General features: G+C 66.2%; 25 protein-coding genes. 9 read left to right on the top strand and 16 right to left on the bottom strand.

Annotation, left to right across the window (positions count from 1 at the left end; genetic code table 11):
• The first annotated feature begins 68 nt into the window (after positions 1 to 68).
• Both cysD and Q9R13_RS16345 read left to right on the top strand, forming a co-directional pair.
• Positions 69 to 983, top strand: coding sequence for a sulfate adenylyltransferase subunit CysD (gene cysD / locus Q9R13_RS16350; RefSeq protein ID WP_310962237.1), 915 nt, complete (start codon positions 69 to 71; stop codon positions 981 to 983).
• The gene (locus Q9R13_RS16345; RefSeq protein WP_310962236.1) at positions 983 to 2,248 is read left to right on the top strand and encodes a sulfate adenylyltransferase subunit 1; all 1,266 of its coding nucleotides are present in this window, start codon (positions 983 to 985) and stop codon (positions 2,246 to 2,248) included. Before cysD ends, Q9R13_RS16345 begins: the two co-directional genes overlap by 1 nt.
• A gap of 505 nt (positions 2,249 to 2,753) precedes the next feature.
• On the opposite strand, the gene Q9R13_RS16340 is transcribed toward Q9R13_RS16345, so the two are convergent.
• The 6 genes from Q9R13_RS16340 to Q9R13_RS16320 all read right to left on the bottom strand — a co-directional run bounded on the left by Q9R13_RS16340 (position 2,754) and on the right by Q9R13_RS16320 (position 9,484).
• On the bottom strand, positions 2,754 to 3,857 hold the full coding sequence (locus Q9R13_RS16340; RefSeq protein ID WP_310962235.1) for a lipopolysaccharide biosynthesis protein: 1,104 nt from the start codon (positions 3,855 to 3,857) through the stop codon (positions 2,754 to 2,756).
• 212 nt (positions 3,858 to 4,069) lie between these two features.
• Positions 4,070 to 4,678 (bottom strand): CatB-related O-acetyltransferase, encoded by a 609-nt coding sequence (locus tag Q9R13_RS20360; protein WP_310962234.1) that lies wholly within the window; start codon positions 4,676 to 4,678, stop codon positions 4,070 to 4,072.
• A gap of 68 nt (positions 4,679 to 4,746) precedes the next feature.
• Positions 4,747 to 5,964, bottom strand: a complete 1,218-nt coding sequence (locus tag Q9R13_RS16330) for a hypothetical protein (protein WP_310962233.1) — start codon at positions 5,962 to 5,964, stop codon at positions 4,747 to 4,749.
• 131 nt (positions 5,965 to 6,095) lie between these two features.
• Positions 6,096 to 6,995, bottom strand: a complete 900-nt coding sequence (locus tag Q9R13_RS20305; RefSeq protein WP_397218403.1) for a sulfotransferase domain-containing protein — start codon at positions 6,993 to 6,995, stop codon at positions 6,096 to 6,098.
• A complete protein-coding gene (locus Q9R13_RS16325; RefSeq protein WP_310962232.1) occupies positions 6,988 to 7,905 on the bottom strand; it encodes a glycosyltransferase family 2 protein in 918 nt (305 codons plus the stop codon). The genes Q9R13_RS20305 and Q9R13_RS16325 overlap by 8 nt, the downstream gene beginning before the upstream one ends.
• A 73-nt stretch (positions 7,906 to 7,978) precedes the next feature.
• A complete protein-coding gene (locus Q9R13_RS16320) occupies positions 7,979 to 9,484 on the bottom strand; it encodes a sugar transferase (protein ID WP_310962231.1) in 1,506 nt (501 codons plus the stop codon).
• Positions 9,485 to 9,770: 286 nt separating this feature from the next.
• Between Q9R13_RS16320 and Q9R13_RS16315 the strand changes: the two genes are divergently transcribed.
• The 3 genes from Q9R13_RS16315 (at position 9,771) to Q9R13_RS16305 (ending at position 14,241) form a co-directional block, all read left to right on the top strand.
• Positions 9,771 to 10,319 (top strand): LPXTG cell wall anchor domain-containing protein, encoded by a 549-nt coding sequence (locus tag Q9R13_RS16315; RefSeq protein ID WP_310962230.1) that lies wholly within the window; start codon positions 9,771 to 9,773, stop codon positions 10,317 to 10,319.
• Between the two features lie 12 nt (positions 10,320 to 10,331).
• Positions 10,332 to 12,125: a DUF4012 domain-containing protein gene (locus tag Q9R13_RS16310; RefSeq protein WP_310962229.1), complete on the top strand. Its 1,794-nt coding sequence runs from the start codon at positions 10,332 to 10,334 to the stop codon at positions 12,123 to 12,125.
• 94 nt (positions 12,126 to 12,219) lie between these two features.
• Complete coding sequence (locus Q9R13_RS16305) at positions 12,220 to 14,241, top strand: polysaccharide biosynthesis tyrosine autokinase (protein WP_310962228.1); 2,022 nt, start codon at positions 12,220 to 12,222, stop codon at positions 14,239 to 14,241.
• Between the two features lie 17 nt (positions 14,242 to 14,258).
• Here Q9R13_RS16305 and Q9R13_RS16300 read toward each other — a convergent pair whose 3' ends face one another.
• Positions 14,259 to 16,010 carry a DUF4012 domain-containing protein gene (locus tag Q9R13_RS16300; protein ID WP_310962227.1) on the bottom strand — a complete coding sequence of 584 codons (1,752 nt, stop codon included), beginning with the start codon at positions 16,008 to 16,010 and terminating at the stop codon, positions 14,259 to 14,261.
• A gap of 44 nt (positions 16,011 to 16,054) precedes the next feature.
• The gene (locus tag Q9R13_RS16295) at positions 16,055 to 16,504 is read right to left on the bottom strand and encodes a hypothetical protein (protein WP_310962226.1); all 450 of its coding nucleotides are present in this window, start codon (positions 16,502 to 16,504) and stop codon (positions 16,055 to 16,057) included.
• Positions 16,505 to 16,716: 212 nt separating this feature from the next.
• Here Q9R13_RS16295 and Q9R13_RS16290 point away from each other — a divergent pair, with 212 nt between their 5' ends.
• Positions 16,717 to 18,192 carry a tyrosine-protein kinase domain-containing protein gene (locus Q9R13_RS16290; protein WP_310962225.1) on the top strand — a complete coding sequence of 492 codons (1,476 nt, stop codon included), beginning with the start codon at positions 16,717 to 16,719 and terminating at the stop codon, positions 18,190 to 18,192.
• Between the two features lie 64 nt (positions 18,193 to 18,256).
• Here the strand turns inward: Q9R13_RS16290 and Q9R13_RS16285 are convergent, their stop codons facing one another.
• From Q9R13_RS16285 to Q9R13_RS16275, 3 genes are all read right to left on the bottom strand, one after another.
• Positions 18,257 to 18,631, bottom strand: a complete 375-nt coding sequence (locus Q9R13_RS16285) for a phosphomannose isomerase type II C-terminal cupin domain (protein WP_310962224.1) — start codon at positions 18,629 to 18,631, stop codon at positions 18,257 to 18,259.
• A gap of 26 nt (positions 18,632 to 18,657) precedes the next feature.
• Positions 18,658 to 19,656 carry a CAF17-like 4Fe-4S cluster assembly/insertion protein YgfZ gene (ygfZ, locus tag Q9R13_RS16280; protein WP_310962223.1) on the bottom strand — a complete coding sequence of 333 codons (999 nt, stop codon included), beginning with the start codon at positions 19,654 to 19,656 and terminating at the stop codon, positions 18,658 to 18,660.
• Positions 19,657 to 19,926: 270 nt separating this feature from the next.
• Complete coding sequence (locus Q9R13_RS16275) at positions 19,927 to 20,229, bottom strand: hypothetical protein (protein WP_310962222.1); 303 nt, start codon at positions 20,227 to 20,229, stop codon at positions 19,927 to 19,929.
• A 541-nt stretch (positions 20,230 to 20,770) separates the two neighbouring features.
• Here Q9R13_RS16275 and Q9R13_RS16270 point away from each other — a divergent pair.
• Complete coding sequence (locus Q9R13_RS16270; RefSeq protein ID WP_310962221.1) at positions 20,771 to 21,718, top strand: type IV toxin-antitoxin system AbiEi family antitoxin domain-containing protein; 948 nt, start codon at positions 20,771 to 20,773, stop codon at positions 21,716 to 21,718.
• A 77-nt stretch (positions 21,719 to 21,795) separates the two neighbouring features.
• On the opposite strand, the gene Q9R13_RS16265 is transcribed toward Q9R13_RS16270, so the two are convergent.
• The 3 genes from Q9R13_RS16265 to Q9R13_RS16255 form a co-directional block, all read right to left on the bottom strand.
• Positions 21,796 to 22,188, bottom strand: a complete 393-nt coding sequence (locus Q9R13_RS16265) for a transcriptional repressor (RefSeq protein WP_310965107.1) — start codon at positions 22,186 to 22,188, stop codon at positions 21,796 to 21,798.
• Between the two features lie 185 nt (positions 22,189 to 22,373).
• Positions 22,374 to 22,874, bottom strand: a complete 501-nt coding sequence (locus Q9R13_RS16260; RefSeq protein ID WP_310962220.1) for a heme-binding beta-barrel domain-containing protein — start codon at positions 22,872 to 22,874, stop codon at positions 22,374 to 22,376.
• A gap of 3 nt (positions 22,875 to 22,877) precedes the next feature.
• The gene (locus tag Q9R13_RS16255) at positions 22,878 to 23,003 is read right to left on the bottom strand and encodes a hypothetical protein (RefSeq protein ID WP_310962219.1); all 126 of its coding nucleotides are present in this window, start codon (positions 23,001 to 23,003) and stop codon (positions 22,878 to 22,880) included.
• A 23-nt stretch (positions 23,004 to 23,026) separates the two neighbouring features.
• Here Q9R13_RS16255 and Q9R13_RS16250 point away from each other — a divergent pair, with 23 nt between their 5' ends.
• A complete protein-coding gene (locus tag Q9R13_RS16250) occupies positions 23,027 to 23,386 on the top strand; it encodes a DsrE family protein (protein ID WP_310962218.1) in 360 nt (119 codons plus the stop codon).
• Between the two features lie 9 nt (positions 23,387 to 23,395).
• Here the strand turns inward: Q9R13_RS16250 and Q9R13_RS16245 are convergent, their stop codons facing one another.
• Positions 23,396 to 24,250, bottom strand: coding sequence for an FkbM family methyltransferase (locus tag Q9R13_RS16245; RefSeq protein WP_310962217.1), 855 nt, complete (start codon positions 24,248 to 24,250; stop codon positions 23,396 to 23,398).
• Between the two features lie 61 nt (positions 24,251 to 24,311).
• Complete coding sequence (locus Q9R13_RS16240; protein WP_310962216.1) at positions 24,312 to 25,133, bottom strand: beta-keto acid cleavage family enzyme; 822 nt, start codon at positions 25,131 to 25,133, stop codon at positions 24,312 to 24,314.
• A 19-nt stretch (positions 25,134 to 25,152) separates the two neighbouring features.
• Here Q9R13_RS16240 and dtd point away from each other — a divergent pair, with 19 nt between their 5' ends.
• On the top strand, positions 25,153 to 25,617 hold the full coding sequence (gene dtd / locus Q9R13_RS16235; RefSeq protein ID WP_310962215.1) for a D-aminoacyl-tRNA deacylase: 465 nt from the start codon (positions 25,153 to 25,155) through the stop codon (positions 25,615 to 25,617).
• Positions 25,618 to 25,621 lie beyond the last annotated feature (4 nt).

Below are 25,621 nucleotides of genomic sequence, written 5' to 3'. Positions count from 1 at the left end.
CGATGTCAGCCGATGGCCTTGCTGTCGGTACGATGTCGGCTGGCTGTTTCCCCCCGAAAGGCTGACGCGTGTCTGAGACCCATGCCGACTACCAGCTGAGTCAGCTCGACCAGCTGGAGGCGGAGTCGATCCACATATTCCGCGAGGTGGCGGCGGAGTTCGAGAAGCCGGTGCTGATGTTCTCCGGCGGCAAGGACTCCATCGTGATGCTGCGGTTGGCCGAGAAGGCCTTCTACCCCGCGCGCATTCCCTTCCCGGTTCTCCAGGTCGACACCGGCTTCGACTTCCCCGAGGTGCTGACGACCCGCGACCGGTGGGTCGAACGGCTCGGTGTCCGCCTGGTGATCGCGAGCGTCGACGACGCGATCAAGGACGGCATCGTGGTCGACGACGGCAAGACCAGCCGCAACCGGCTGCAGATCGGCACCCTGCTCAACGCCATCGAGACCGAGGGATTCACCGCCGCCTTCGGTGGCGGTCGACGCGACGAGGAGAAGGCGCGCGCCAAGGAGCGGGTCTACTCCCACCGCGACGAGTTCGGCCAGTGGGACCCGAAGATGCAGCGCCCGGAGCTGTGGAGCCTCTACAACGGCAAGATCCGCGCCGGGGAGCACATGCGGATCTTCCCGCTGAGCAACTGGACCGAGCTGGACATCTGGCACTACATCGGTCGCGAGCAGATCGACATCCCAGCGATCTACTACTCCCACCAGCGTCAGGTGATCGCCCGCGATGGGATGTTGCTGTCGGCCTCCGACGCAGTCCAGCCCAAGGACGGCGAGAGCATCGAGACCCGCACGGTGCGGTTCCGCACGGTGGGCGACATGACGCTGACCGGGTGTGTGGAGTCCGAGGCCGACACGGTCGACAAGATCATCGACGAGATCGCGATCGCCCGGGTCACCGAGCGCGGCGCGACCCGAGGGGACGACCGGTTCTCTGAAGCCGCGATGGAAGACCGCAAGAAGGAAGGCTACTTCTGATGGGCGCCGAGGAACTGGCTCAGATGGACCTGCTGCGGTTCGCCACCGCGGGCAGCGTTGATGACGGCAAGTCGACACTGATCGGGCGACTGCTGCTCGACTCCAAGTCGATCTTCGAGGACCAGCTCGAGGCGGTCGAGGCGACCAGCGTGTCCAAGGGCTACGACTACACCGACCTGGCGCTGCTCACCGACGGGCTGCGCAGCGAGCGCGAGCAGGGCATCACCATCGATGTCGCCTACCGCTACTTCGCCACCCCGACCCGCAAGTTCATCATCGCCGACACCCCCGGCCATGTGCAGTACACCCGCAACATGGTCACCGGGGCGAGCACGGCCGACCTGGGCCTGGTCCTGGTCGACGCCCGGCAGGGCCTGACCGAACAGTCCCGTCGGCACGCCGTGCTGCTCTCCATGCTCCGGGTCCCACACCTGGTCCTGGCGATCAACAAGATGGACCTGGTCGACTACGACCAGGCCACCTACAACGCGATCTACAAGGAGTTCACCAACTTCGCCACCAAGCTGTCCATTCCGGACCTGACGATCATTCCGATCTCAGCGCTCCAGGGCGACAACGTGGTGACTCGCTCGGAGAACATGTCGTGGTATTCCGGGCCTACGCTGATGCACCACCTCGAGCACGTCCACGTCGCCTCCGATCGCGACCTGGTGGACACCCGCTTCCCTGTGCAGTACGTGATCCGTCCCAAGTCCGACGACTTCCACGACTACCGCGGCTACGCCGGCCAGATCGCCGGAGGCGTGCTCAAGCCGGGCGATGAGGTGGTCGTGCTCCCCTCGGGCATGACCACCAAGATCGCCGGCATCGACCTGTTCGACAAGGAGCTCGACGAGGCCTATCCGCCGATGAGCGTCACCGTGCGCCTTGAGGACGACGTCGACGTCTCCCGCGGCGACATGATCGCCCGGGTGAAGAACGCCCCTCAGCCCTCTCAGGACATCGACGCGATGGTCTGCTGGATGACCAACGAGCCGCTGCGCCCGCGCCAGAAGCTGGCGATCAAGCACACCACCCGGATGGGCCGGGCGCTGGTCAAGGACGTGCAGTATCGCCTGGACGTCAACACCCTGCACCGCGACCAGGGCGCCGGCGAGCTTGGTCTGAACGAGATCGGCCGGGTGCAGCTGCGCACCACGGTGCCGTTGCTGTGTGACCCGTACAACAAGAATCGAACAACCGGTTCCTTCATCCTCATCGACGAGGCGACTGGGGTTACGGTTGGCGCCGGCATGATCAACTGAACGACGTGAAGCGGTGCCGCAGGTGGCCGCGACGTCCATGCCGAGCCATGTGTCCACGAGACTGCAGACGGATGACGTCGACATAACAAGCCAACTCAACGACTCCGCCGTGGCGCTCGCGAGGGCGCATCATGTGGCAGTCGTTCGACGGCAGACCAACGAGCCGTGGGCTGGCGTCGACGGTCATGACGATTGCCGGTGCACGCACCCATGGCCACGTTGGACGCCAATGCGCCATCAAAGGCAACCCAACCCCAACCGCCCCGCTGTCGACCGCTGCCTTGAAGCGAGAACTGGATCGTTCAGATCAGAGCGCATGCCACATCCTCCGAGGGGCGTGCGGCTCGCTAGGATCAGTAATCCAAACTACGACAAAGCAAATCCCGAGGTCACTTCTCCCCTCGACAACACGAGCGAACAAACGCCCACCCTACTGATCAAAGCGCAGACCAGGCCAACTCTCACACATCTCGCATTCAGCCATAAGTGAATCGCGCTGGTCACCCTAGCCGCCAAGTTCAGCATCCTTGACTACGCGGATAGAGCGCCTCTCGCCCATTCCTTCCCGTCCTTGCTGCGGCCCCCGGATGACGTACAGAAACGCAAGGTGAACACGTGAAAGTACCGTCGTCAGCGCAAAGCTCCATGCAGCCCCATGTAAGCCGTATGTCCCTACCAACAGCGGCGCCGCAACAACTGCCACTGCAAACGTAACCGCGGCATTCATATTCAGCGCACGTCGGTCACCGCGGAGCACAAATGTCGTCTCGATCAGAAACCCGCCAACATTAATGCTTTGAGCAATCAGCATGACAGGCAAAATCGTCTTCATTTCCGCGAAGCCTCCGCCGAAAGCAGAGGAAAGCAGCCGGCCCTGCCAAGCGATCACAAGCGACACCAGAACAAATGGTATGGTCAAGGCTACTGAGCGGCGAATAAGCGGCCACCGATCGTCGCCCCGATGATCATCATTGCCAGCGGCGATCCGTTGGCCAATAACCGCACTTTTCAAGATCACACCGAAGGCGCCGATCAACATCGTTACCCGGAACGCAGCGTTGTAAACACCAACCTCGGGCAATTTGCCGAAATAACCCAAAACCTGTACAGGAACCCAAACAATAATACTGTTCGTCACCGTCACTGCGCCATAACCAATCAGCCCGCGCGCCGCGTGTCTCAGACTAGATACCGCTGCACCCCTCCCAGCCTCTCGTCTAAAGCGAAGCAGGACCGGCACAACCAGCATCGGTGCTATAGCGCACATCGCAATTGCCACGACCCAGAGTGGCGGCGTTCTCGACTGGAGCGCCCAAGGAAGTAGAACAATCGTCAGCCAGATGGCAAGGAGCGCATTCTCAAGCAAGATAGCCACAGTCCCACGTCCCGCGGCTCGACTAAAAGCGCTCGAAATCCAAATCGAGTTAAACCCCAAAACCGCGAGAACAAGCAACAACGGACTGCCTAGTTCGCCCACGAGCCTATGGACGAGAACAGGACTAACCAGTTCGCCCAACATCAGAATCGCACCAAACACGAGACCAATGCAGCCGACCACAATGTAGGTCGATACCAGCGCAGGCACCGTCTTGCGGGTTCCAGACCTCACCCGAGGAGTCACCCATGCGGTCAAATACTGCTCAGCGCCAAGACGCGACATTAGCCCCAGAACGGCAATCGACGACTGGAGGAAATAGAAGGACCCCGAGTACCTGACACCCCAGCTACGAGCGACGAAGACCGCTAGACCAACTGTCGTCGCAGCGCCAAAACCCCTGGCTCCAATCATCGGCGCCCAGCCCAACAGCGTCCTTGCCCGTTTCACAACATCGCCTCATCTGACACGGCGGTATTGGACTCAATTAGTTTAGAATATCGCGCCCTTAACACGCCATGGGGAAGCTCCCACCAGGCAGTTGCCTGCACTCTGGCAATGACGTCGTCCCCAAACCGTAGCCGAACGACCCTAGCCGGGCTGCCGGCAACAATGGCATAGGGCGGAACATCGCGAGTGACAACGGCACCGGCCCCAACGACAGCCCCGTTACCGACCCTCACCCCTGCCATCACAATTGCATTAGAACCAATCCAGACATCATGCCCGATTACTGTCGGCCCTGAGCGAACGTTGTAATGACGCCGATCGATCGACTCGAACAAGGTGAAAAACGGAAAGGTCGACAACCCGTCAAATCGATGCGCTTGCCCGGACGAGAATATTTTCACGCCGCGTCCTATCGAGCAGTATCGGCCGATGAGCACATCGTCCAAGGTGCCCCGTATCTCAGTGTAGCCACCGATATAGGTATAGTCCCCGATCGTGACTGAACCGCGAACGACGGCTGTCAGCGCAACTCGTCGATGACGCGGTCGAGCACGAAGCTTCGTAGCTGCAATGCACCAACCTGCAAGTCGCGAATAGCGTCTCATTTCCGGAAGCATCTCCAAAGACTTGATTTTGACCGCCGCCCGTAGACAATGCGTGAAGGTCCGACGTCTCACATTGAGTTAAACAGCGTAGGCAATGCAATCAACGACGTGAGCAATACGTTCAGCGATACAAATATGATGGCAACCTTGGTCAGAGCGCGCCTGTCCGCCCCATATCCGCTACGCACATTTTGCATAATCGAACTTAGCGCGATCACGAGCAGAGGAGCGATAGCAAAATAATATCGCCCATGTTGGAACACGTGAGTCGCATTAGTAATTGCGAAGAAGGTCGCGATCACAGATAGCAACAAGTAGAAGAAGCGCTGCCCAGTTTCCGATTTGTCTCGTCCAGCGATTCGGATAAGACGCACAAACACTGGGAGGGCGAGTAGGTACAGCGGAACGGTCCGTACAAAGAACTCCGCAGCGCTCGGCAAATACACCAGCCCCGCATACAGAACTACTGGGTTTTGAATGGCACTAAAGCTCTTGCCCCATGTATAGCTGATCTGCGTTGACAGGTCCGTGAACCCTGGAGCCTCGCCCAGATACTGGGGCACAATGCCCGCACCGAATTGAATCTGGTGGGCCAAAGCCGTCCCGATGAGCGTTCCGGCCACGGCTGCGCCGCAAAGCGCACCATAACGGACCGCAGGTCTATCTCGAATCAGTCGCCACTTCATCAGAAGCGGGAGCAAAGCGTAACCTAACGCAATTACAGCGAGAATCACATAAGAACGGTCTTCGAAAACGCATGCGGCGGCTGCCAAGGCGTAGATCAGTCGCCCGCGTCGCGATCGAACAAAATAGAGAGCGGCCGACATCAATATGAACCCAATATCGGTCGAAATCTGGTCGAGTTGGTAACAAACTGAAGGCATCAATAGGGCAAGTACATATACTGCTGTCTCTTCACGGGCTGACGATGGGCTTCGAGCCCAGCGGCGCCGCGCGTACCAAAAGATCGCTACCGCGCAGACCACAAGAATCACGTTGCCAAGCTTGGCAACATAATAGGACGTCGACGCATCGCCAGGGACTGTCGCGTACCTTAGTGCGCCGTCGATGCGCTGCCAGTTCTCCGACACAAATGCATGCGACGTACTCGCGTCGAACGGTCCGACGTCAGTAAGCCCACCTGCGAGCCATCTCAGCGCATCAAGGAACCGACCATAGAACACCCCATATCCGCCAGCCTGAAGCAGACCCAGGTTCCGACGCTCATCTGGCCAATTCACCGGCGGAAATACGACTGCGACAAAAAGTAGCGAAAGCACCAGCATGACTAGGCGCAATGGGATTTGGGCCCGGCCCCTACCGCTGGCAGCGGCATCAGTGGCGATTGGCTCCGTTGCGTTCGCCCGGCGCGCAACGCTGCCCGGAGTGCGGCGACTGTCCGTGCGGGTTGCGAGTGTCACCCCGGAGCCACCACCCATTCTGTGTCGGACTCGTAGCCTAACTCGACTAGCAGGTCGCCCGCCACGGCTTTGAAGGCCCGAACGTGCCGCTCGTTGAACTCCGATCGCCAACCTCCGCGCTTCCCTGACCTAAATGTGTGCGATCGCGCGGGATCTATTGAATCCAGACACTTACGGTGGAGTCGGTCTCCTTCGAGTTGTCTCCTTGTGGTGGAGTCGCAGGCTCGCAAGTAGTGCTCGACGACTCGCGCGATGGTCGTCTCCAAACGATCACCCTGAAGGTCCTCATACCGAACCGCGAGTGTATTGGGCGAATCAAGCCATCCTGCATAGCGCCGAAAGCGCTCATTGATACTAGGGTAAAAGATACCTTGGCGAGTAAGGTCATCGCTTCCGCATATACTTAGCATTAAACGATCCTCGAGCGACAGGGCGGAGTACACCCGATGCATTCTATGATACCGGTTCATTTCGGCGAGATAGTACGCCTCCGACGCCACCACGTCCCTAAGGTCCCGATAGACAAAATAGGTGACGACATTCATCCCGACCAGCGATTCTGCATATTCCTGTTCCCAGAACAGATGGCCCTTCGCAACTTCACCGGGCGCAATGCGACGCAACCTTGGGCCCATTTTGCGCGGCGGAATCTCGTGCATCGTAAGGGAAGGTGTCGACACAAAGAATTCGCCCCAGTCACCCGCGCTCGGGAGACCTTCGATGACCTGGGTAAGTAGATGCGTCCCGCTCTTAGGAAGCGAGTTGACTAGGATCGCGGGGAGGGGTTGAAATGTGCCCGGCGCAACGGCTTGGAGGGCTCGCTTAAGGGTCCGTGTGGCAACAGACTCACCCTTCCTCAGGAATGGGTTCTTAGAATTAGCGAAGCGTCTACGCACCGTGGGTCCCGGAGCTGATCGTCAGGTTATGCTGCATCGCTTGTGATTTCGCGAGTGCGAGGATCCCCCGCAAGGACGTAAACGCCCAGTGCGCCAAGATGCCTGCAGCTACGAGCGCCGATACGAATCGGCCCGGAGCCGGCGACTCGTCTCGAAAGTATATCCACATGGACCGATGGAAGTGCCAATTGACCCTCATCGATCGGTGCTGACCGGATGAGGCTCCTTTTAGGTGAACCGCGGTAACGCGGCCGTCGTATGCGACTTTCAGACCGTTGCGGCGAAAACGGCGGCACAGGTCAAGGTCTTCCCCATACATCCAATAGCGCTCGTCGAAGAGACCGACGGACGTAAGGTCCTTGCGGCGCATTATCATGAATGCACCATTGATTGCGTCGACGTAACCGAACGCGTATTCGTCCACGTCGGGCGCCAAATAGTCTGAGGTCCAATCTGCTCCAAGTTGCTTCCCGACCATATAGCGCAGTGCAGCACGCGGTCCCGGTGAGTTGCGCTTTGCCGCATGGTCAATTGAGCCATCCAATCGGACGAGGCGTGGACCGGCGATACCCACCTCGCTGTGAATCCTCAAGACCTCGACCATGTGTTCGATAACTCCAGGCGTAATCTCCGTGTCTGGATTTAGCATGAGAATGTAATCGCCACTTGTACGGTTTACGCCCTCGTTGCACGCCAAACCGAAGCCGCCATTCGTTCTTCGGGCGACAACTTCGACGGTCGGGAATGCGGAGTTTAGACGCTCGGCCGTGCCGTCTCCGCTAGCGTTGTCGAGCACCGTCACGCGATAGCTGAGGTCGGATTGTAGGGTCGCATTAAGAACAGACTTAAGGCACCGTTCAGCAGCCTCGGCTGCGCGATAGGTAACGATCAAAATATCAACGTCGTACACTTATGATTCTTTCTGAAAAGAGCAAGGTGGCAGGTCATTTGCGCGCTACAAATGGAACCAGGGGGGGGCAACCTCAGTAGGCGCCATCGGTGCCGATGACGGCACGGAGCGTCTTCAGGAGGATTACGACATCGGAGGTCATTGACCAGTTCTCTACATAATGAGTGTCGAGCCCGATCGCATCGTCCCATGAAAGGTCAGAGCGCCCAGACACCTGCCACAGTCCCGTCATGCCCGGCCGCACGCGCAGGCGCCGATGGGCCACGTCGTCATACATCTCTACCTCGAAGTCGCGCTGCGGACGCGGGCCCACCAGGCTCATGTCGCCCTTGACGACGTTGAAGAGTTGAGGCAGTTCGTCAATCGAGTACCGGCGAATAAATCGGCCGACACGCGTGACTCGCGGATCCTCCTGCAGTTTGCCCAGAGGTTGATCGGCCTGGCCCGTCGCGGCAAGCAATGATCGCAACTCGGCATCCGCGCCGACGTTCATAGACCGGAATTTGATCATGCGGAAAGGGACTCCGTCGCGACCAACACGCTCCTGCATGTAGAACACTGGGCCCCTGCTACCCAGCTTTATCGCCAGGGCAGTCGCCAATAAGATCGGCGCTACGGCGACGAGCAGGACCGCCGCGCCTACCTTGTCGAAGATCAGTTTGGGCCAGGCCGCTGCGGCCTCGTATTGCGGCTCATCGATGTGGAGAAACGGCATCGAGGCCACCGCCGTAAGTTGGAGCCGGCCATTGGTCACGTCGACCACGTTCGGCGACACCATCAGGTCGACGTCGGAGGCTGCGAGCGTCCACGCTAACTCCTTCAAACCGCGGTGGCCGACATGCTCGGAGTCCGTGACGATCACCATGGTCGCACTGCTCTCAGCGAGCGCTTCGGTGAGCGTGGCAGTTGGACCGAACACAGCGAGTCCACGCTCCGTGGCCCAGGGGACCTGCTCGAGCTCGATGTCGCCGACAGGCACCCACAAGCCCGCGGCGCGCATGCCTGCAGCCGGCGTTCGTGCAAAGCAGTTCGCAATCTCCAGTGCCGAGCCCGGTCCCCCGATGATGAGCACGGAGGTCAGGGCATCACCCCGCGCACGGCGGCGCCGAAGCCAGATCCGGTTTCCCTTGCGCACCAGTAGCAGCGCGACCAAGCCCCCTGGAAAGGCAATCGCGAGGTATCCACGCGACATATCCATCTTGAAGATTACTGAGACGATCGCCAAGCACCCAAAAACCATCATCGTCGAGAGTGCAACCCGCTGGTACTCCAAGGGGCCGTCGCCGACGATCCGGGCATCACGGCTTCCGAATACCTGGAGTGTGGCCATCCACACCAGGGCGAGTGTGACGCCTAGGGCGCTGTAGGAAACCGAGAATGGCCCGTGCGTCGTCTTCGACGAGTCGAATCCGAATCGCGCGTACAGGGCCGCGACCATGACGACGGCCAGCACAATAGCGTCCTGGGCAAACAGGCGCGTCGAGTACTGCTCTCGCCAACGTCCGGCGCAGATGGGCCGTTCGTCGGCAGATATCGACCCAACAGACCTCAGGGCTGCAGAGGTCTCTAAAGAAGCCATGCGAGTGGATCCCTTGCTGTGACAGACGAGGGCCGGAGCTAGGCAAAGCGGCCGCCGGACTCGGCAACGTTAGCGATCTGCCGCACCTCACGGGGCGGTTTCGAGGAACTTCCTTCCCCAGTCGCTGGCAGAACGCGGAGTGGCTAGCCTGCCAGCGATCCCCGGCCTCCGCCCACCAGACACTTCGGACAAACCCAGCGAGCGAGATTTTTTCGCAAACCGGACGCGAAGACAGATCTAACCCGCTACGCTGCCGAAGTCGCACGTCCACCCATCGGGAGTACGCATGAAGAAAATTTTCGGTCCGCTACTGGCGGCCCTCGTCTCGGCCTTCGCGCTGCTTTTGGTGGCGCCATCGGCCCAGGCCTACCCAGAACTGCAGCTGCACATCTCGGTCAGCTCACACTCGGTCACCTCAGGGGCCACCATCGACTTCAGTGCCACCTCCGCGGTGAGCTGCAAGTGGACCGCCACCTTCGCCGGTGAGACGCAGACCGGGAACGGCAAGTCCTTCTCCGGCAGCTTCCAGGCACCTTCGGTCACCAAGACCACGGTCTTCACGCTGACGATCAGCTGCGACACCGGGAGCACCCCGGTGGCCGGTCGGGCGATCGCCGGCCACGCCGGCAACGCCGTGATGGTGCCCAAGGATGTCGTGACCCGATCGGTCAAGATCGTGGTGCACCCGTCCGGTCAGGGCGCGGCCACGAACAGCGGTGGCGGACTGCCGAACACCGGTGGCCCCAACCTCGGCATCCTCGGTGGCGGGCTCGCCCTCCTGGTCGCCGGAGCCGGCACGGTGCTCTACACCCGCCGTCGGACCACCCACGCCTGACCCAGGATCGCGTTGACCACACCCCCGGGCGAGGGGCCCGAGCGCTCTGCCTCGAAGCTCCTCCGCCCGGGGGTGTGGCGCGTCCTGGGCCTGCTCGTCCTGGTCCTCATCCTCTTCGCCGCCGTCTTCGCCTATGAGGCGCTGCGGGCCCGCTCCGATCTTGAGACCGCCCGCACCGAGGCCCACCAGTTGCAGAGCCAGCTCACACAGGGTGACCTCACCACCGCCCGCAGCACAGCCGACAGGCTCCGCCTTCACACCGCCCGAGCCCACAGCAACACCGCAGGCTGGCTCTGGGACGTTGCCTCCTGGACGCCGTACTTCGGCCGGGACGTCTCCGCGGTGCAAACCACCGCAGCCGCCCTCGACACCATCGCCCAGCGCGCGCTGCCGACCCTCATCGACGTCGCCAACAAGGTGGACGACGGCACCCTGAAGCCACGGCACGGGCAACTGCCACTCGCCCGGATCCGGGAGCTCACTCCGCCGATCCAGCGCGCCGCCGACGTCGTCGACGGCCCCGCCGCCCGCCTGGAAAGGCTCGACCCGAGCTCACTGACCTCGCCCCTGGGCACCATCGTCGCCCAGGTGCGTGACCGGGTGACGACCGCTCGGGCCACCCTCGACACCGTTGCCCGCACGTTCGCCGCCCTGCCCGCAGCGGCAGGCGCCGACGGGCGGCGCGATTATCTGCTGCTCTTCCAGAACAACGCGGAGATCAGGTCCACAGGCGGGATGGCCGGCTCCTGGGCAGTGCTGCATGCCGACCACGGTCGCGTCAGCCTAGGTCGACAGGGATCTGCCGCCGACCTGGACCGACATCCGCCCGCCGTCGCCCCCGTGCCGCCCACCGTTCAGGAGGCTGAGCTCTACGGCTCCGACCTGGGCAAGCAGCTGCGTGACGCCAACTTCAACCCCAACTTCCCGCGCTTCGCCCAGATGGCCGCCGGCATCGTCGGCCAGCGCACCCACCAGAAGTTCGACGGCGTCTTCGCCCTCGACCCGGTCACGCTGTCCTACCTGCTGCGCGCCACCGGTCCGGTGCAGGTCGATGGCGGCACCTCCCTGACCGCCGCCAATGCCCCGCGGATCCTGCTCAACCAGGCCTATCTCGACATAGCGGATCCGGTGGCCCAGGACGCCTTCTTCGCGGAGGCGGCGAGGAAGATCTTCACCGCGGTGGTCGCCGGCCAGGGCGATCAGCTCGGCGTGGTGCGCGGGCTCGCCCGAGGCGTGGATGAGCGCCGAGTGCTCGCGTGGTCGTCTCGCCCGGATCTTGCCAAGGCGATCGACAGCACGGCGGTGGCCGGCCTGCTGACCGATCCAAGCGGTCCGCCGCAGATCGGCGTCTTCCTCGATGACGCGACCGCGACCAAGCTGGAGTACTACCTGCGCACCGACAGCCACCTGACCAACGTCAGCTGCGACGGTGACCAGGTCCGCACGACCGTGGCGACCACGCTGCGATCCCGGGTTCCTGTCCACAAGCCGCTGCCGGTCTCGGTCACCGGCCCCGGCAGGTTCGGCCCGCTGCGGGACATGCTGCTCAACGTCCGCTTCTTCGGCCCGTCGAGCGGCATCATCCAGAGCATCACCGTGGACGGCAAGCAGCAGACCGTCGCGGGCGGTACGGCCGGTGACCGCCAGGTCGCGGTGGTGCCGGTGCGGCTGCGCCCCGGTCAGACCCTGCGATTGCGTGCACGCGTCTCCTTCGGCCCAGGAGCCAGCAACCAGGTGCAGCTGACCACGACGCCGGGTCTGACCTCCGGCAAGGATCCAGTCTCGATAGACGGCCTCTGCTCATGAAGGCGCGATCTGACGACTTCAGGGGTCGCCCGCACTCCTGCCCCTCTACGCTGGGTGCCGTCGACACTAGCCGGCACGGGGAGTAGAGGACTGCATGGAGCTTCGGGACTACCTGCGCATCGCCCGGCGCCGCTGGGCGCTGATCGTCGGCACCGTCGCGGTGTTCGCGATCCTCGCCTCGGCCTACACGGCGCAGGTGGTGCCGCAGTATGCCTCCGACTCGACCGTGTTCGTCTCCACGACTCCGGGCACTTCAGCCGAGGCTTACCAGGGTGACTTGTTCTCCCAGCAGCGGGTGACGTCGTATGCCGACCTGATGAACGGGCTCAAGCTCGCAGGCCGGGTGGTCAAGGATCTTCACCTCGACCTGACGCCGGCGCAGCTGTCATCGAAGATCAGCGCGAACGCGGTGCCCAACACTGTGCTGCTCGACATCACCGTGACGGACCCGAGCCCGACCCAGGCTCAGCTGATCAACCAGGCCGTCGTCAATCAGTTGCAGAAGATGGTCGCCCAGATCGAGACTCCCCCAGGCAAGAGGACGCCCCTGCTCAAGGCCACCGTGGTCGACTCACCGCGACTGCCCAGCTCGCCGGTCTCACCCAAGCCAGTCCGCAACATCGGCCTGGCGCTGGTGCTCGGGCTGCTGATCGGCTTCGGCATCGCCGTACTGCGGGAGGTTCTCGACACCACGGTCAAGGACCCGCGGGCGCTGCACGGCCTGGAGGACGTGCCGCTGCTGGCCGGCCTCGCCCTGGACAGCGACGTGCACAAGCACCCGCTGATCAGCGGACTGCCCCCCCACGCGGCCCGGTCCGAGGCGTTCCGGGTGCTGCGCACCAACCTGCAGTTCCTCGACGTCGACTCGACCAGCAAGGTCTTCGTGGTCACCAGCTCGGTGCCTGGCGAGGGCAAGTCGACCACCGCGACCAACATCGCCATCGCGCTCGCGAATGCCGGCAAGAGCGTCCTGCTCGTGGACGGCGACCTGCGCCGGCCGCAGGTGGCGACGATGCTCGGTCTGGAGAACGCGGTCGGCCTGACCACCCTGCTCGTCGGCGACGTCGATCTCGACGACGCGCTCCAGGTGCACTCCCAGTCGGGTCTGCGAGTGCTCACCTCCGGCGCAGTCCCGCCCAACCCCGCCGAACTGCTGCAGACCCAGGCGATGCACGACCTGCTCGCCAATCTGCGGGCCCGCTTCGACATCGTCATCATGGACGCGACGCCATTGCTGCCGGTGACCGATGCGGCGCTGCTGTCGTCGCTCGCTGACGGCGCCCTGGTCGTGGTGCGGCACAGCCGGACCACCAAGGAACAGCTCACCGGCGCGATCGATCGGCTTGGACAGGTGGACGCCGCCGTGCTCGGTCTGATCCTCAACATGGTGCCGCGCAAACGTGGGCTCGGAGGTGAGGGCTACGGATACGGCTATGGCTACGGCTACGCGCCGGAGGAGGTGCCGAAGGCGCGACGTCGACATGCACGGCGGGCCGCAGCGACACCGGTCGAGGAGTCCACCGCCGATGGCGACCTGGGTGAGCACACTGAGGTGGACTCGCTGACCGGGGCCCCGCTCTCCGAAGAGGGTGCGTCTGGTCTCCCGCCTTCCGTGATCGACGAGGAGAGCAACGCCGATATCTCGGCCGGCGACGACGTTCGCGACGAGGGCTCGGAGGAGCCCGACTCCGACGAGGATTCAGGGGCCTCCGCGAGCGAGGACAGCCCCTCGCCTGCCAATAGTCCGAGGGTTTCGCGTCGGCACGCGCGTGCTTCCTTCGACGTGCTCGAGCACGAGGACGCTGCGGACGATGGGTCCGAGCCGGACGAGGAAACGGCCGAGACCCAGGAAAGTCCGGAAGCGCCGGCAACATCCGAGGACTCTGCGCCGACGAGTTCGACCGATCCGGGCTCAGCCCGCCGACGCAAGCGGGACCGCAAGGGGCGGCGTCAGGCTCGGCGTGCTCAGACCCTTCGACAAGCTCAGGGACCGGAGTCCGAGGCCCTTCGACAAGCTCAGGGGTCGGATGCTCAGGGGCCGGACGCTCAGGGGTCGGAGGACGAGGAGGCCGAGGGCGAGGACACCGTGGGCTACTGGTGGAGGGCCGGCGGCTGAGGTCGCGCTGCTGATGGTCAACAGGCGGGAGGGAACTCCCGGACCGCGGCGGCGGCGACGATGCCCGGCGACTGGGTCACGATGACGGCCCGGTGCTGGCCGGGACCACTGCGCATCGTCCAGTCTGCGCGCACCGTCTGACCACCGTGCAGCTGCACCACCAGGGTGGCCACCGGACGCCCCTGATCGACAGTCTGCTCCGCGGCGATCCGTTTCCCGCCGATCCGGAAGTCGCTGAGCGCACCGCCCGCCGGACCGTAGATACGGGCGAGGACCAGCTGCTGGCCAGACGGCGTGCCGTAGTGCCCACCTCCGGTGATGTACCTCGTGAGGCTGCCCGGGGCGGGGGTGAGCATGTGGAAGTCGGCTCGGCCGGCCATCACCTGCTGCTCACCCCGACAGGAGGTGGCGCGCACCGACGTGTGCGTGCGAAGGAAGTAGGACATCTTCGACCCGGTCGCGTCGCTCAGATAGATGCCCACCCGCGGGTGCACATCGGACGCGGCGTCCACCCGACCGGCGATCCTGGTCGGGTCGAGCACGGCCTGCACGCTCGGCGCGAAGGAGTGCAGGTAGGTGCGGCCCTCGGCGACCGATTGAGCGAGCGCTGGGATCAGCTTGGCCGGCGCGGCGCCGCCGGCGGAGACCTTGCCGAAGACCGCCTTGGCCACTGCCCGGAAGAACGCGTCCTGGCCCGCGTTCGTCGGGAACCGCCGGTAGACCCCGTTGAGCAGCAGGCCGGTGGCGTTGCCCGAGGTCAGGGTGGTGCCGTGGACGGTCACGGGTCCGGTCGCGCGAAGCAGATAGCCGAGCGTCACCGCGTCCATGCTGAGCACGCCGTCGACGTGACCGCCGTACCTCTTCGCATACATCGCCCGGGCAAGCGCGGCCGTGCGCGGGAAGTCCGGGGTGAAGTTGACGTCCTGGAAGTACGTCGCCGCCTGCACGCCGTAGAGCCGACGTTCGGCCTTGCTCTGTGGGAGCACCGGGCGCGTGAACTCGCCGAACTCCCCGGCTGAACCTTGTCGCCCCATGGTCAGCCGCCCATGATCGGCATGCAGCACCGCCCAGGCGCCGGGGATGCCGCCGGTGGACCGGATCTCGGCGTTGTTGTCGAAGAGCATCAGGTAGCTGCGCGGACCCTCGGCGCCGAGCATCGCCGGAGCGATCCGGGTGGCACGGGCCGCGGCGCCGACGCCGGTGTCGGCGGTGCGCAGTTGCCCGGTGAGCTGCTCGAAGGGTCCCCGCACCCATCCAGTGAGACCCGCAACGTTCACTCGACCCAGCTGAGCGGTGGCGTGATCCAGTGACCTCGACGCCTCGTCGAGCACGGGTCGCAGTCGGGTCATCGCGGTGAGGTCGAGCCTGCCGTGGTGCGGCGCGAGCTGCTGAGCAAGGCCCCCGTCCACGCGGTGCACGATCGGCGCCAGCGCCTGATCGGCCACCTCCGCCCCCACTGCGGACACGGTCGCCACAGCCCTGGTGTCATCACCGACGAAGGGCAGGTGGTCCAGCAGTCGCCAGCCCAGCGAGGAGGTGTGCCCGCGCGACGCGCTCACTGACCGGCTGAAGTCGGCCAGGCTCCGGCTGGCCCGGGCCTGGTCACCGGCGGCCAGCGCCGACTTCAGGGTGCCGGCCTGATGCTCGGCACTGTGCAGTTCGGCGCGGACGCTCAGCCCGAGCCAGGCGTAGTAGCCAAGTCCAGCCAGCACCACGACGACCAGAGCCGCCCCCAGCCTGCGTCGACGCGCAGGCAGGAGGCGGCTCATTCAGGTCAGTTTCGTGGATCGGTGAAGGCAGCGGTCCGTGCGGACTACTTGCTGATCGTCACGCGCGTCGTGTGCTTGGAGTGCTTGTAGACCGACCCGTTCCTCGGGAGGTACTTCACCACGACTCGGAACTTGCCTGGGCGGAACCGACCGAGGCTCACGTGTCGGGTGCTGCCTCGGTAGGGCGCGACCTGGGTCCGCACGTTCTTCCAGTGCGGCGTGCGGTGCGCGCGGTAGCGGAAGACCTTGACCACCACGTGGCCGCGAGGCTCGGCGTTCCCGGACACGGCGATGTGGACGCGGGGACGCAGCTTTGCCGAAGTGTGGTGGCGACGTACCTTCTTGTGATGATTGACGTGCACCTTGACGTGGGTGCGCACGGTGCCTGGGTAGGGCGAGACGGTCGCGGCCTGTGCCGGACCCGCGGCCACCAGGCCGGCGAGGATCAGTGCGGCAACCGGCAGCAGCGCAAACTTCTTGATCAAGCAACTCACCCCAACAGGCAAAAATCAAACTTGGACAATCCGGATGTTCTGGACCGAGCGACGTCAGCGTACTGCACCGACGGGCACGACACTGACAAGACTGGGGAACTGGTGGTCTCCGATCAGTTTCCAGCATCGGGCCCATGGGCGGGGTCTGATGTCTTAGGCTTTCCGAGGCCCGCCCGGGCCGCCTGACTCCGATCTCGGCAGGGGACTCCTCCGTGGAACTTCGTGACTACCTCCGCATCGCTCGGAGGCGGTGGCTGCTGATCGCGCTGACCGCGATCATCGCGGTCGGTGCGGCCGTCGCGCTCACCGTGACGACGACGCCGCAGTACGCCTCGACCGCGCGGGTCTTCGTGTCCACCTCGCCGGACACCTCCGCGGAGGCCTATCAGGGCGGCCTCTTCTCCCAGCAGCGGGTGGCGTCCTACGCCGACATGATGAACGGCCTCGAGCTGGCCCAGCGCGTGGTCGACCAGCTCGGTCTGCATCTGAGCGCCGGCGAACTGTCCGGGATGATCAGCGCCAGCGCAGTGCCCAACACCGTGCTGCTGAACATCACCGTGACCGACCCGAGCGCGACCCAGGCTCAGCGCATCAACGGTGCCGTGGTCACCCAGCTGAAGTCCATGGTGGGCGACCTCGAGACCCCGCCCGGCGGCAAGCACCCGCTGCTGAAGGTCTCCGTCGTCGATCCCCCTTCGCTGTCGACCTCTCCGGTCTCGCCCAAGCCGACCCGCAATGTCGGACTCGGTCTGGTGCTCGGCCTGCTGCTCGGCTTCGGCCTGGCCGTGCTTCGGGAGATCCTGGACACCTCGGTCAAGAACATCCACGAGGTGCACGGGTTCAACGACGTCCCCCTGCTCGCGTCGTTGCCGCACGACCCCGAGGTGCACAAGCAGCCGCTGATCAGCTCGCTCGCCTCGCATGCGCCACGCGCCGAGTCGTTCCGCGTGCTGCGCACCAACCTGCAGTTCCTCGATGTCGACTCCGACAGCAAGGCGCTGGTGGTGACCAGCTCGGTGCCCAACGAGGGCAAGTCGACCACGGCGGTGAACATCGCGATCGCGCTGGCCGAGGCGAAGAAGAGCGTGCTGCTGCTCGACGCCGATCTGCGGCGTCCCCAGGTCGGCCAGCTCCTCGGCCTGGAGAGCGCGGTCGGCCTGACCACCCTGCTCGTCGGCGAGATCAAGATCTATGAGGCACTGCAAGAGCACCAGCCCTCCGGGCTCAAGGTCATCACCGCCGGCGCGGTGCCGCCCAACCCGGCCGAGCTGCTGCAGAGCAACGCGATGCGCGACCTGCTCATCGACCTGCGCCGCCGCTACGACATCGTCATCATCGACGCTCCGCCGCTGCTGCCGGTGACCGACGCCGCATTGCTCTCCGCCGAGGCCGACGGCGCGCTGCTGCTGGTCCGGCACGGCAAGACCACCAAGGACCAGGTCACCGGCGCCGTCGAGCGGCTGCACGGCGTCGACGCCGCTCCGCTGGGCGTGATCATGAACATGGTCCCGCGCAAGCGCGGTATCCGCGGGAAGTACGGCTACGGATACGGCTATGGATACGGATACGGCTACGCACCGGACGCCGCGGACATCAAGCCGACCCGCAAGCAGAAGCGCGAGGCCAAGGAACTGGCCAAGCAGGAGGCCAAGCGCGCCAAGCGCGCCAAGAAGTCCGCACACAGCTGACCGCTGAGGGAGCCGGCCAACTCGGCGAGGTCATGCACAACACCGACCCGGCCGTGCCCGAGGCCTATCGGCCGTAGTCGTCCTCGATGCGGCAGATGTCGTCCTCGCCGGTATAGCTGCCCAGCTGCACCTCGACGATCACGAGCTCCTCGTCACCGTCGTTCGCCAGCCTGTGCTGGGCGCCCTGCGGGACGTCGATCGACTCACCGGCCCGGGCCGTCCGCACCACACCGTCCACGGTGCAGGTCGCGGCGCCTCGGACCACCACCCAGTGCTCGGAGCGGTGCTCGTGGGTCTGCAGCGACAGCCGCGCTCCAGGTGTGACATGGATGCGCTTGATCTTGTAGCCCTCATCGACGTCGACGACGTGCCACGACCCCCATGGCCGAGTCTCGGACTCCAGGCTCTCGGCGAACGCGTCGGCATCGGCGGCGGTCATGGGAGTCAACGGTAGTCGACCGGTCGTCAGCCGCGCAGCGGTCTCACGTGCAGACCGACCTCGGGGTCGACCACGACCTCCTGAGCGGCGACCAGCCCGTCGGTCTGCAGATCGGTGTCGGTCGGCACGCTGCGCTTGACCAGGGCCAGCGCGATCGGGCCGAGCTCGTGGTGACGGGCGGAGGAGCCCACGACCCCGACCACCTTGCCCCCCTCGGGCAGCTCCACCGGCGCGCCCTGGGCGGGCAGCCTGTTCTCCGAGCCGTCCAACTGCAGCAGGGTCAGCCGCCGCGGCGGCCGGCCCAGGTTGTGCACTCGGGCAACGGTCTCCTGGCCGCGATAGCAGCCCTTATCCAGATGGACCGCGCTGCTTGCGTCGGCCGCGACCCAGCCCACCTCGTTGGGGATCGTGCGCTCGTCTGTGTCGATGCCGAACCGTGGCTCCCCCCGGGCGATCCGCAGCGCCTCGAACGCCCACAGGCCACAGGCCGGGGCCGCTGCCTCGGCGTACTCGCGAAGCTGGTCGCGGGGCACGAAGTCGTACTTGCCCGGCCGGTTCCCCGGCGCGCGCCCCTCGGCCACCGGAGGGGCGGTGGGCCGCCAGCCGACCGCGATCTCCTCGGTCACGTCGGCGACCTCGACCCGCATCATGAAGCGCATCGAGTCCAGGAACGCCACCAGCGCGGCGGCCCGGCCCGGCTCGACGTGCGCGGTGAACGCCTCGCCGTCGTCGACGCCGCGCATCTCGTGCTCCACGTGTCCCTGCGGGGAGAGCACCAGGGCCTGCACCGGCACGCCCGGCCGAAGACCTTCGAACTGCTGCGTGGTCAGGCTGTGCAGCCAGGTCAGCCTGTCCGGCCCACTGACCCGGATGACCCCGCGATGGGAGAGGTCGACGAAGCCGTCACCGGACTCCAGGATCCGCTGCTCGCCATTGAACGAGCCGTAATGCGCGGCGACGGGTGCGTCGATGCCGTTGCCGGACACCGCGTCGGGCAGCGCGAGAAGGGGCGACAGGCTGTCCATGCCGCCCAGTGTGCCGCGCTGGGCCAACCCGTGGGACGTCGGGTCACTCGCTGCTGCCGAGGGGGCTGGTGGGGACGGGGAGCGGGCAACGCGTCATCGGTGGGGCCGCGGCCCTTCGACAGGCTCAGGGACCGCGGCTCAGGGCCCTTCGACAAGCTCAGGGGCCGACAGCCTCAGGGACCGCGGCTCAGGGCCCTTCGACAAGCTCAGGGGCCGACAGCCTCAGGGACCGCGGCTCAGGGCCCTTCGACAGGCTCAGGGACCTTCGTCTCAGGGCCCTTCGACAGGCTCAGGGACCTTCGTCTCAGGGGCCGACGTGTCGGAGGCCGGGTTCTCGGGGACGGAGCGCCGCCAGCGGGCGGCGGCGAGGGCCAGGCCGGCGAGACCGGCGAGGTCCCCGGCGGTGAGGCCGTGAGTGGCGAACGGTGCCCACAGCACAGCGCCCTCCATGGGTCCGTTGACGAGCAGCCAGAGGACCGAGACCGCCGCCAGCCAAAGGGCCCCGCGCCGCCCGGCTCTGGCCGGCGTCGCGGCGAGCAGGACCAGGGCGACCAACGTGAGCCCGGCGATCATGCCGAGCCGCCGGGGCGGTGTGCGTCCATGACCGCAAGTATCGCCAGCCGCACCAAGTCCGGTGGGCGTGGTGACGAATCTCTTGAGAGCTCAGCCTGCGGCGTGAACCTGGCCCGCGCCCGCCCGCGCCCGGACAGCTCGTTGGGCAGTGTGCCTCGGCTCAAGCTCTTCGCCCTTGGCGATGCAGCGACCCACCGCCACCGCGAGCGCCGGCGAGAACGCCAGCCACGCGAGGAGGGCCACAGCGAGGATCCACATGCCATCCAGTGTTCCCCCGCCGCAAAGCGTCTAATCCTCGCCGCGCCGGAAGATTTCTCGCTCATCTTTGCCGCTTTGCCGCTCTGTGGTGTCACCGGATGGCACCACAGCGCGGCACCCTTCGACAGGCTCAGGGGTCGACCCGGCTCAGGGGTCGACAGGCTCAGGGGTCGACAGGCTCAGGGGTCGACCGTTGTATCCACAACCGGCCCTCTCACGGCGCGCTCCACAGGGTCACGGCGGTCGGTCGCGCTCAGGCCCGTGCAGGGAGCAGCCTGACCCGATGCATCCCAGCTCCGAGCCCGCCCGCGTGGTCAGAGCACATCTCGACGCCCAGTCCGGCGTCATCTCGCGCGCCCAGGCCCGGGCTGCGGGACTGGCTGCCCACGACATACGGCGCCTGCTGCGGCGGCGCGAGTGGGTGCGGGTGCACCGGGGCGTGTACGTCGAGCACACCGGCCCGTTGACCTGGCTGCAACGAGCCTGGGCAGCGGTGCTCTGGGCGTGGCCGGCCGCGCTGTGCGGGGTATCGGCGATCCACTTCGGTGACGACACCGAGCGGGTGATCCATGTCGGCGTCGATCGACACCGGACGGGCCTGGTCGCGCCTCCCGGCGTACGCGTGCATCACCTGACCGACCTCGCCACCAAGGCCCACTGGCACACGAGCCCACCGCGCGTCCGTTATGAGGAGGCGGTCCTCGACGAGGCCGCCGGTGCGGGCTCGGACCTCGACGCAGTCGCGATCCTCGCCGGGGCGGTGCAGACGCGTCGTACCTCCGCGGCGCGACTGCTGGCGGCACTCGAAGACCGACGGCGACTACCCCGGCGGGCCTGGATCGCCGCGGTCCTCGCCGACATTGCCGGCGGTGCCTGCTCCGCGCTCGAGCACAGCTATCTCACCGGGGTCGAGCGCCCCCACGGGTTGCCCTGCGGGCGGCGGCAGCGACCTGACCGTGGGCGCCTCGGCGTGATCTACCGCGACGTCGAGTACCACCGGGTGATCGTCGAGCTCGACGGCCGGTTCTTCCACGACAGCGCCACCGCGCGCGACCGGGACTTCGACCGCGATCTCGACGGTGCTGCCGACGGGCGGGTCACCATCCGGCTCACCTGGGGCCAGGTGTTCGGTCGGCCCTGCCGCACCGCGGCCCGGCTCGTGGCGGTGATGCGTCGTGCAGGCATCCCGGTCGACGCCCGCCCTTGCGGCCCGGGCTGCCCCCTCGGCTGAACGCTAGTGCCGCTCTCTGGTGTCACCGGATGGCACCACAGCGCGGCACCCTTCGACAGGCTCAGGGGTCGACAGGCTCAGGCCTCGCGACACTTCGAGCACAGGCCGAACACGGTCAGATGGCCGTAGTCGGGAGTGAAGCCGTGCTCGCGCGCCAACGGGTCCAGGGCCTCGGCGGCGCGCTCCCGGGAGACGCTGACCACGGTGCGGCAGTTCCGGCAGATCAGGTGGGCATGCTCGTGACCGGTCGCCGAGTGGTAGGTCGGGGCGCGGTCGGACAGGTGGGCGTGCCGGATCAGCCCGAGCTCGTCGAGCAGCTCCAGGGTGCGGTAGACGGTGGACAGGTTGATCGACTCGGAGTGCTCGCGGACCTCGGCGTACACCTGGTCGGGGGTGGCGTGCCGCAGCTTCTCCACCGCGGCCAGGACCAGCTCGCGCTGGGGGGTGAGGCGGTGGCCGGAATCGCGCAGCCGCTGCTGCCACCCTTCGACAGGCTCAGGGGTCGGGGGCCCTTCGACAGGCTCAGGGGTCGGGGGCTCAGGGACCGGTGGCTCAGGGGTCGGGGGCCCTTCGACAGGCTCAGGGGTCGGGGGCCCTTCGACAGGCTCAGGGGTCGACTGACCAGGGGGCGGGGGCTCAGGGGCCGGGTGGGGGGTCATTGGCGCTTGAGCTGGGCGTGGGTGTGCGGCTGCAGCTCCTTGCCCTCCGCAGCCATGTCGAAGGCGTAGAGCAGGTCGCCGTCGACGTAGCCGTAGAGCCGCTTGCCACCGACGTACTCCCGAGCGGTGGCGGTGCGTACGACGGCGTCGGTGACGATCTCGAAGCGGGGCTGGTCGGGGTGGATCTCGCCGTCCCACACCTCGACGATGCCGGTGTTGTGGGCCAGCACCACCTCGAGGTGGCCGTCCTCCTGGGGCCTGATGAACCCGGTCTCCTGGGCCGCCTCGCGGACGTGGTTGCCCTCCGCGTCGACGATCCAGGCCCGCGCGAGGTAGTGGATGAACGGTCGACCGTCCTGCTGGAAGATCAGCTCCTGGCCGAACTGGAAGGGCTCGATGCCGTCGTACTCGCCGTGGCCGTTGCCGGCCCAGGTCCCGATCAGCCAGGCCAACCGGGCGCAGTTCGGGTGGATGTTCTCCGGGATCTCGAACGGCACGGGTCAGGCTTCCTGGCCGTCACGGCCGCTGCGGCCGCGCAGGCTGAGCACCAGCACCAGGCCGGCCACCGCCAGCGCGGCGACCCCGAGCAGCACGGCGGCGAGGGCGAGGACGAAGAACGCTTCCATGCCGTTCAGCATAGGCTCCGGGCATGCGCAATCTGGTGATCAAGTGCACCTGCGGGGCCGAGGACGCCGAGCGGTGCAACCAGGCCTTCACCGTCGCCGCGTCAGCAGCGGCCGCCGGCGCCGAGGTGTCTTTGTGGCTGACCGGCGAAGCCGCTTGGTACGGCGTGCCCGGCCGCGCCGAGGAGTTCGACCTGCGACTGGCCACCCCGCTGGACCAGTTGCGCGACGTGGTGATCGAGCACGGGCGGCTGACCGTCTGCGGCCAGTGCGCGGCCCGACGGGAGATCGGCGAGGCCGACGTACTGCCCGGGGTGCGGATCGCCGGAGCGGCGGTGTTCGCCGAGGAGGTGCTCGCCGACGACGCCCAGGCGCTGGTCTACTGAGGCCGCGGCTCAGTCGCGGGTGGCCAGCAGCATCGAGTTGCCGCCCAGGGGCGCTGTCGGGTCGATCTCGGTGAGATGGCCGGCACCCTGAGCGCGGTGGCCCGAGATCACGAAGATCCGGAAGTGCGGCGCCAGCAGAGCGAGCGCGTCGGACGGCGACTGGCCGGCCAGGGCGAGGTTCTCCGGGTGCACCTCCAGGTAGAGCCGGCGCAGGTCGGGCAGCAGCGTGGTCATCCCGCGCAGCGCGTCGACCTCGGCGCCCTCGATGTCCATCTTGAGCACGTCCGGCTTCGGCCGGTCAGCGAAGTAGTCGTCCAGCGTGATCGCGGGGACCTCCACCTCGACCTCCCCCTCGCCGGGCCACGGGTTGTAGAGACTCAGCGCTGGGTGGTTGAGGTCCGGACGGCGTGAGTAGCGCACCGAGCCCGCGTGGTCGCTGACCGCGACGTTGTTCGCGTACGGCGTCGCGACCGCGTGGTTGAGGGCGAGATTTCCCTCCAGCAGCGCGAAGTTGTCGCGGTCCATCTCGAAGGCGTGGATCTCGCCGGCAGCCATGAACTGAGTGGCCAGACAGGAGTAGTAGCCGAGGTTGGCGCCCACGTCCGCGAAGCAGGAGGCCGTCCGGAGGTCGTCGACCAGCAGCCGGGTGACCGGCTTCTCGTGCAGCCGGTTGAAGGCGTAGCGCGGATAGAACCAGCGGTGCGCGGCGGGATCCTCGGTCGAGAAGACGGTGCGGCGACCGTCGAGCCGCAGCGTGTAGCGGGTGGAGCGGTCGTAGAGCAGCCCGGCCACTCGGTTGCGCAACGGCCGGAGCACGTCCTTGGCGGTGCGCCTCGCAGAGGCCAGGGCAGGGCTAGCGGACATGGCGGCATTCTCCTCCGTGGGCTGCTGAAAGGTAACAGAGCACCCGAGCAGGATCAGCGGATCAGGCCAGACCGAGCAGGCCGCGGGCCTCGACGGGGGTCATCGGCTCCCGCTGGGCCAGCCGCCCGAGCTCCACCGCTCGGGAGACCAGTTGCTCGTTGTGCTCGACGGGGACCCCCCTGCTCAGGGTGAGCACGTCCTCCATGCCCACCCGCAGGTGCCCGCCCTTGCTCAATGACGCCAGCCCGACCGGCAGCGTCGAGCGGCCGATGCCGGTGGCCGACCAGGAGGTGACTGACGAGGGCAGCGCCGCGACGGCAGCCACCAGCGCGTCGGCGGTGCCGGGCATCCCGCCGGGCACACCCATCACCAGGTCACAGTGCACCTTGCCGCCGTACGGGGCGCCGTACTTGTCCAGCAGCCGGTGCAGCGCGGCCACGTGGCCGAGGTCGAAGAGCTCGAACTCCGGGACCACCTCGCGCTCCTGGCTGAGCTGGTAGAGCTCGCAGATGAACGGCCACGGGTTGGAGAACACGTCGTCGCCGAAGTTGGTGGTGCCCATCGTCAGGCTGCAGGAGTCGGGGGCGGCGTCGAGCACCTTGAGTCGCTGGTCGAGCGGGTCGTGTACCGAGCCGCCGGTGGAGAGCTGAAGGACCAGGCCGGTGCTCTCGCGCAGCGCAGCCACCGTGTCCTTCAACCTGGCCGGGTCCAGGGTGGGCCGGTGCTCGGCGTCGCGGATGTGCACGTGGATCATCGCCGCGCCGGCGGCCTCGCAGCGCCTGGCGGTCTCCACCAGCTCCTCGGGGGTGGTGGGCAGCTGCGGGCAGTCCGCCTTGGTGGTCTCCGCCCCGGTCGGGGCGACGGTGATGAGCAGGTCTCCCATGGGGTGAGAACCTACGCCCATGCGTGCAGTGCTCCAGCGGGTCACCTCCGCGTCGGTGACGGTCGATGGCTCGGTCGTCGGGTCGATCGATGAGCCGGGGCTCGTCGTACTCCTGGGGGTGACGCACGACGACGGGGCCGAGGAGGTCCGCTGGATGGCGCGGAAGGTGCGTGAGCTGCGGATCATGCGTGACGAGGGTTCGGTGGCCGATCTCGGCGCACCGGTGCTGGTAGTCAGCCAGTTCACGTTGTACGGCGACGCCCGCAAGGGCCGACGGCCCACCTGGCATGCCGCGGCGCCGGGACCGGTCGCGGAGCCGGTCTACGAGGAGTTCTGCGCCGAGCTGGCGGCCCTCGGCACGCGGGTCCAGCGTGGCCGGTTCGGTGCCGAGATGGCCCTGTCTCTGATCAACGACGGGCCGGTGACCGTCATCCTGGAAACCCCACGCCCGGGACTCGGAACGCATGGCCACACCGGTCGTTAGAATC

Origin of the sequence: Nocardioides marmorisolisilvae (assembly GCF_031656915.1) — a bacterium.
In the GTDB taxonomy this organism is placed as follows: domain Bacteria; phylum Actinomycetota; class Actinomycetes; order Propionibacteriales; family Nocardioidaceae; genus Marmoricola; species Marmoricola terrisoli.
The sequence above is the reverse complement of the archived record's forward strand: the minus strand, read 5'-3'. Positions and strand labels throughout refer to the sequence as shown.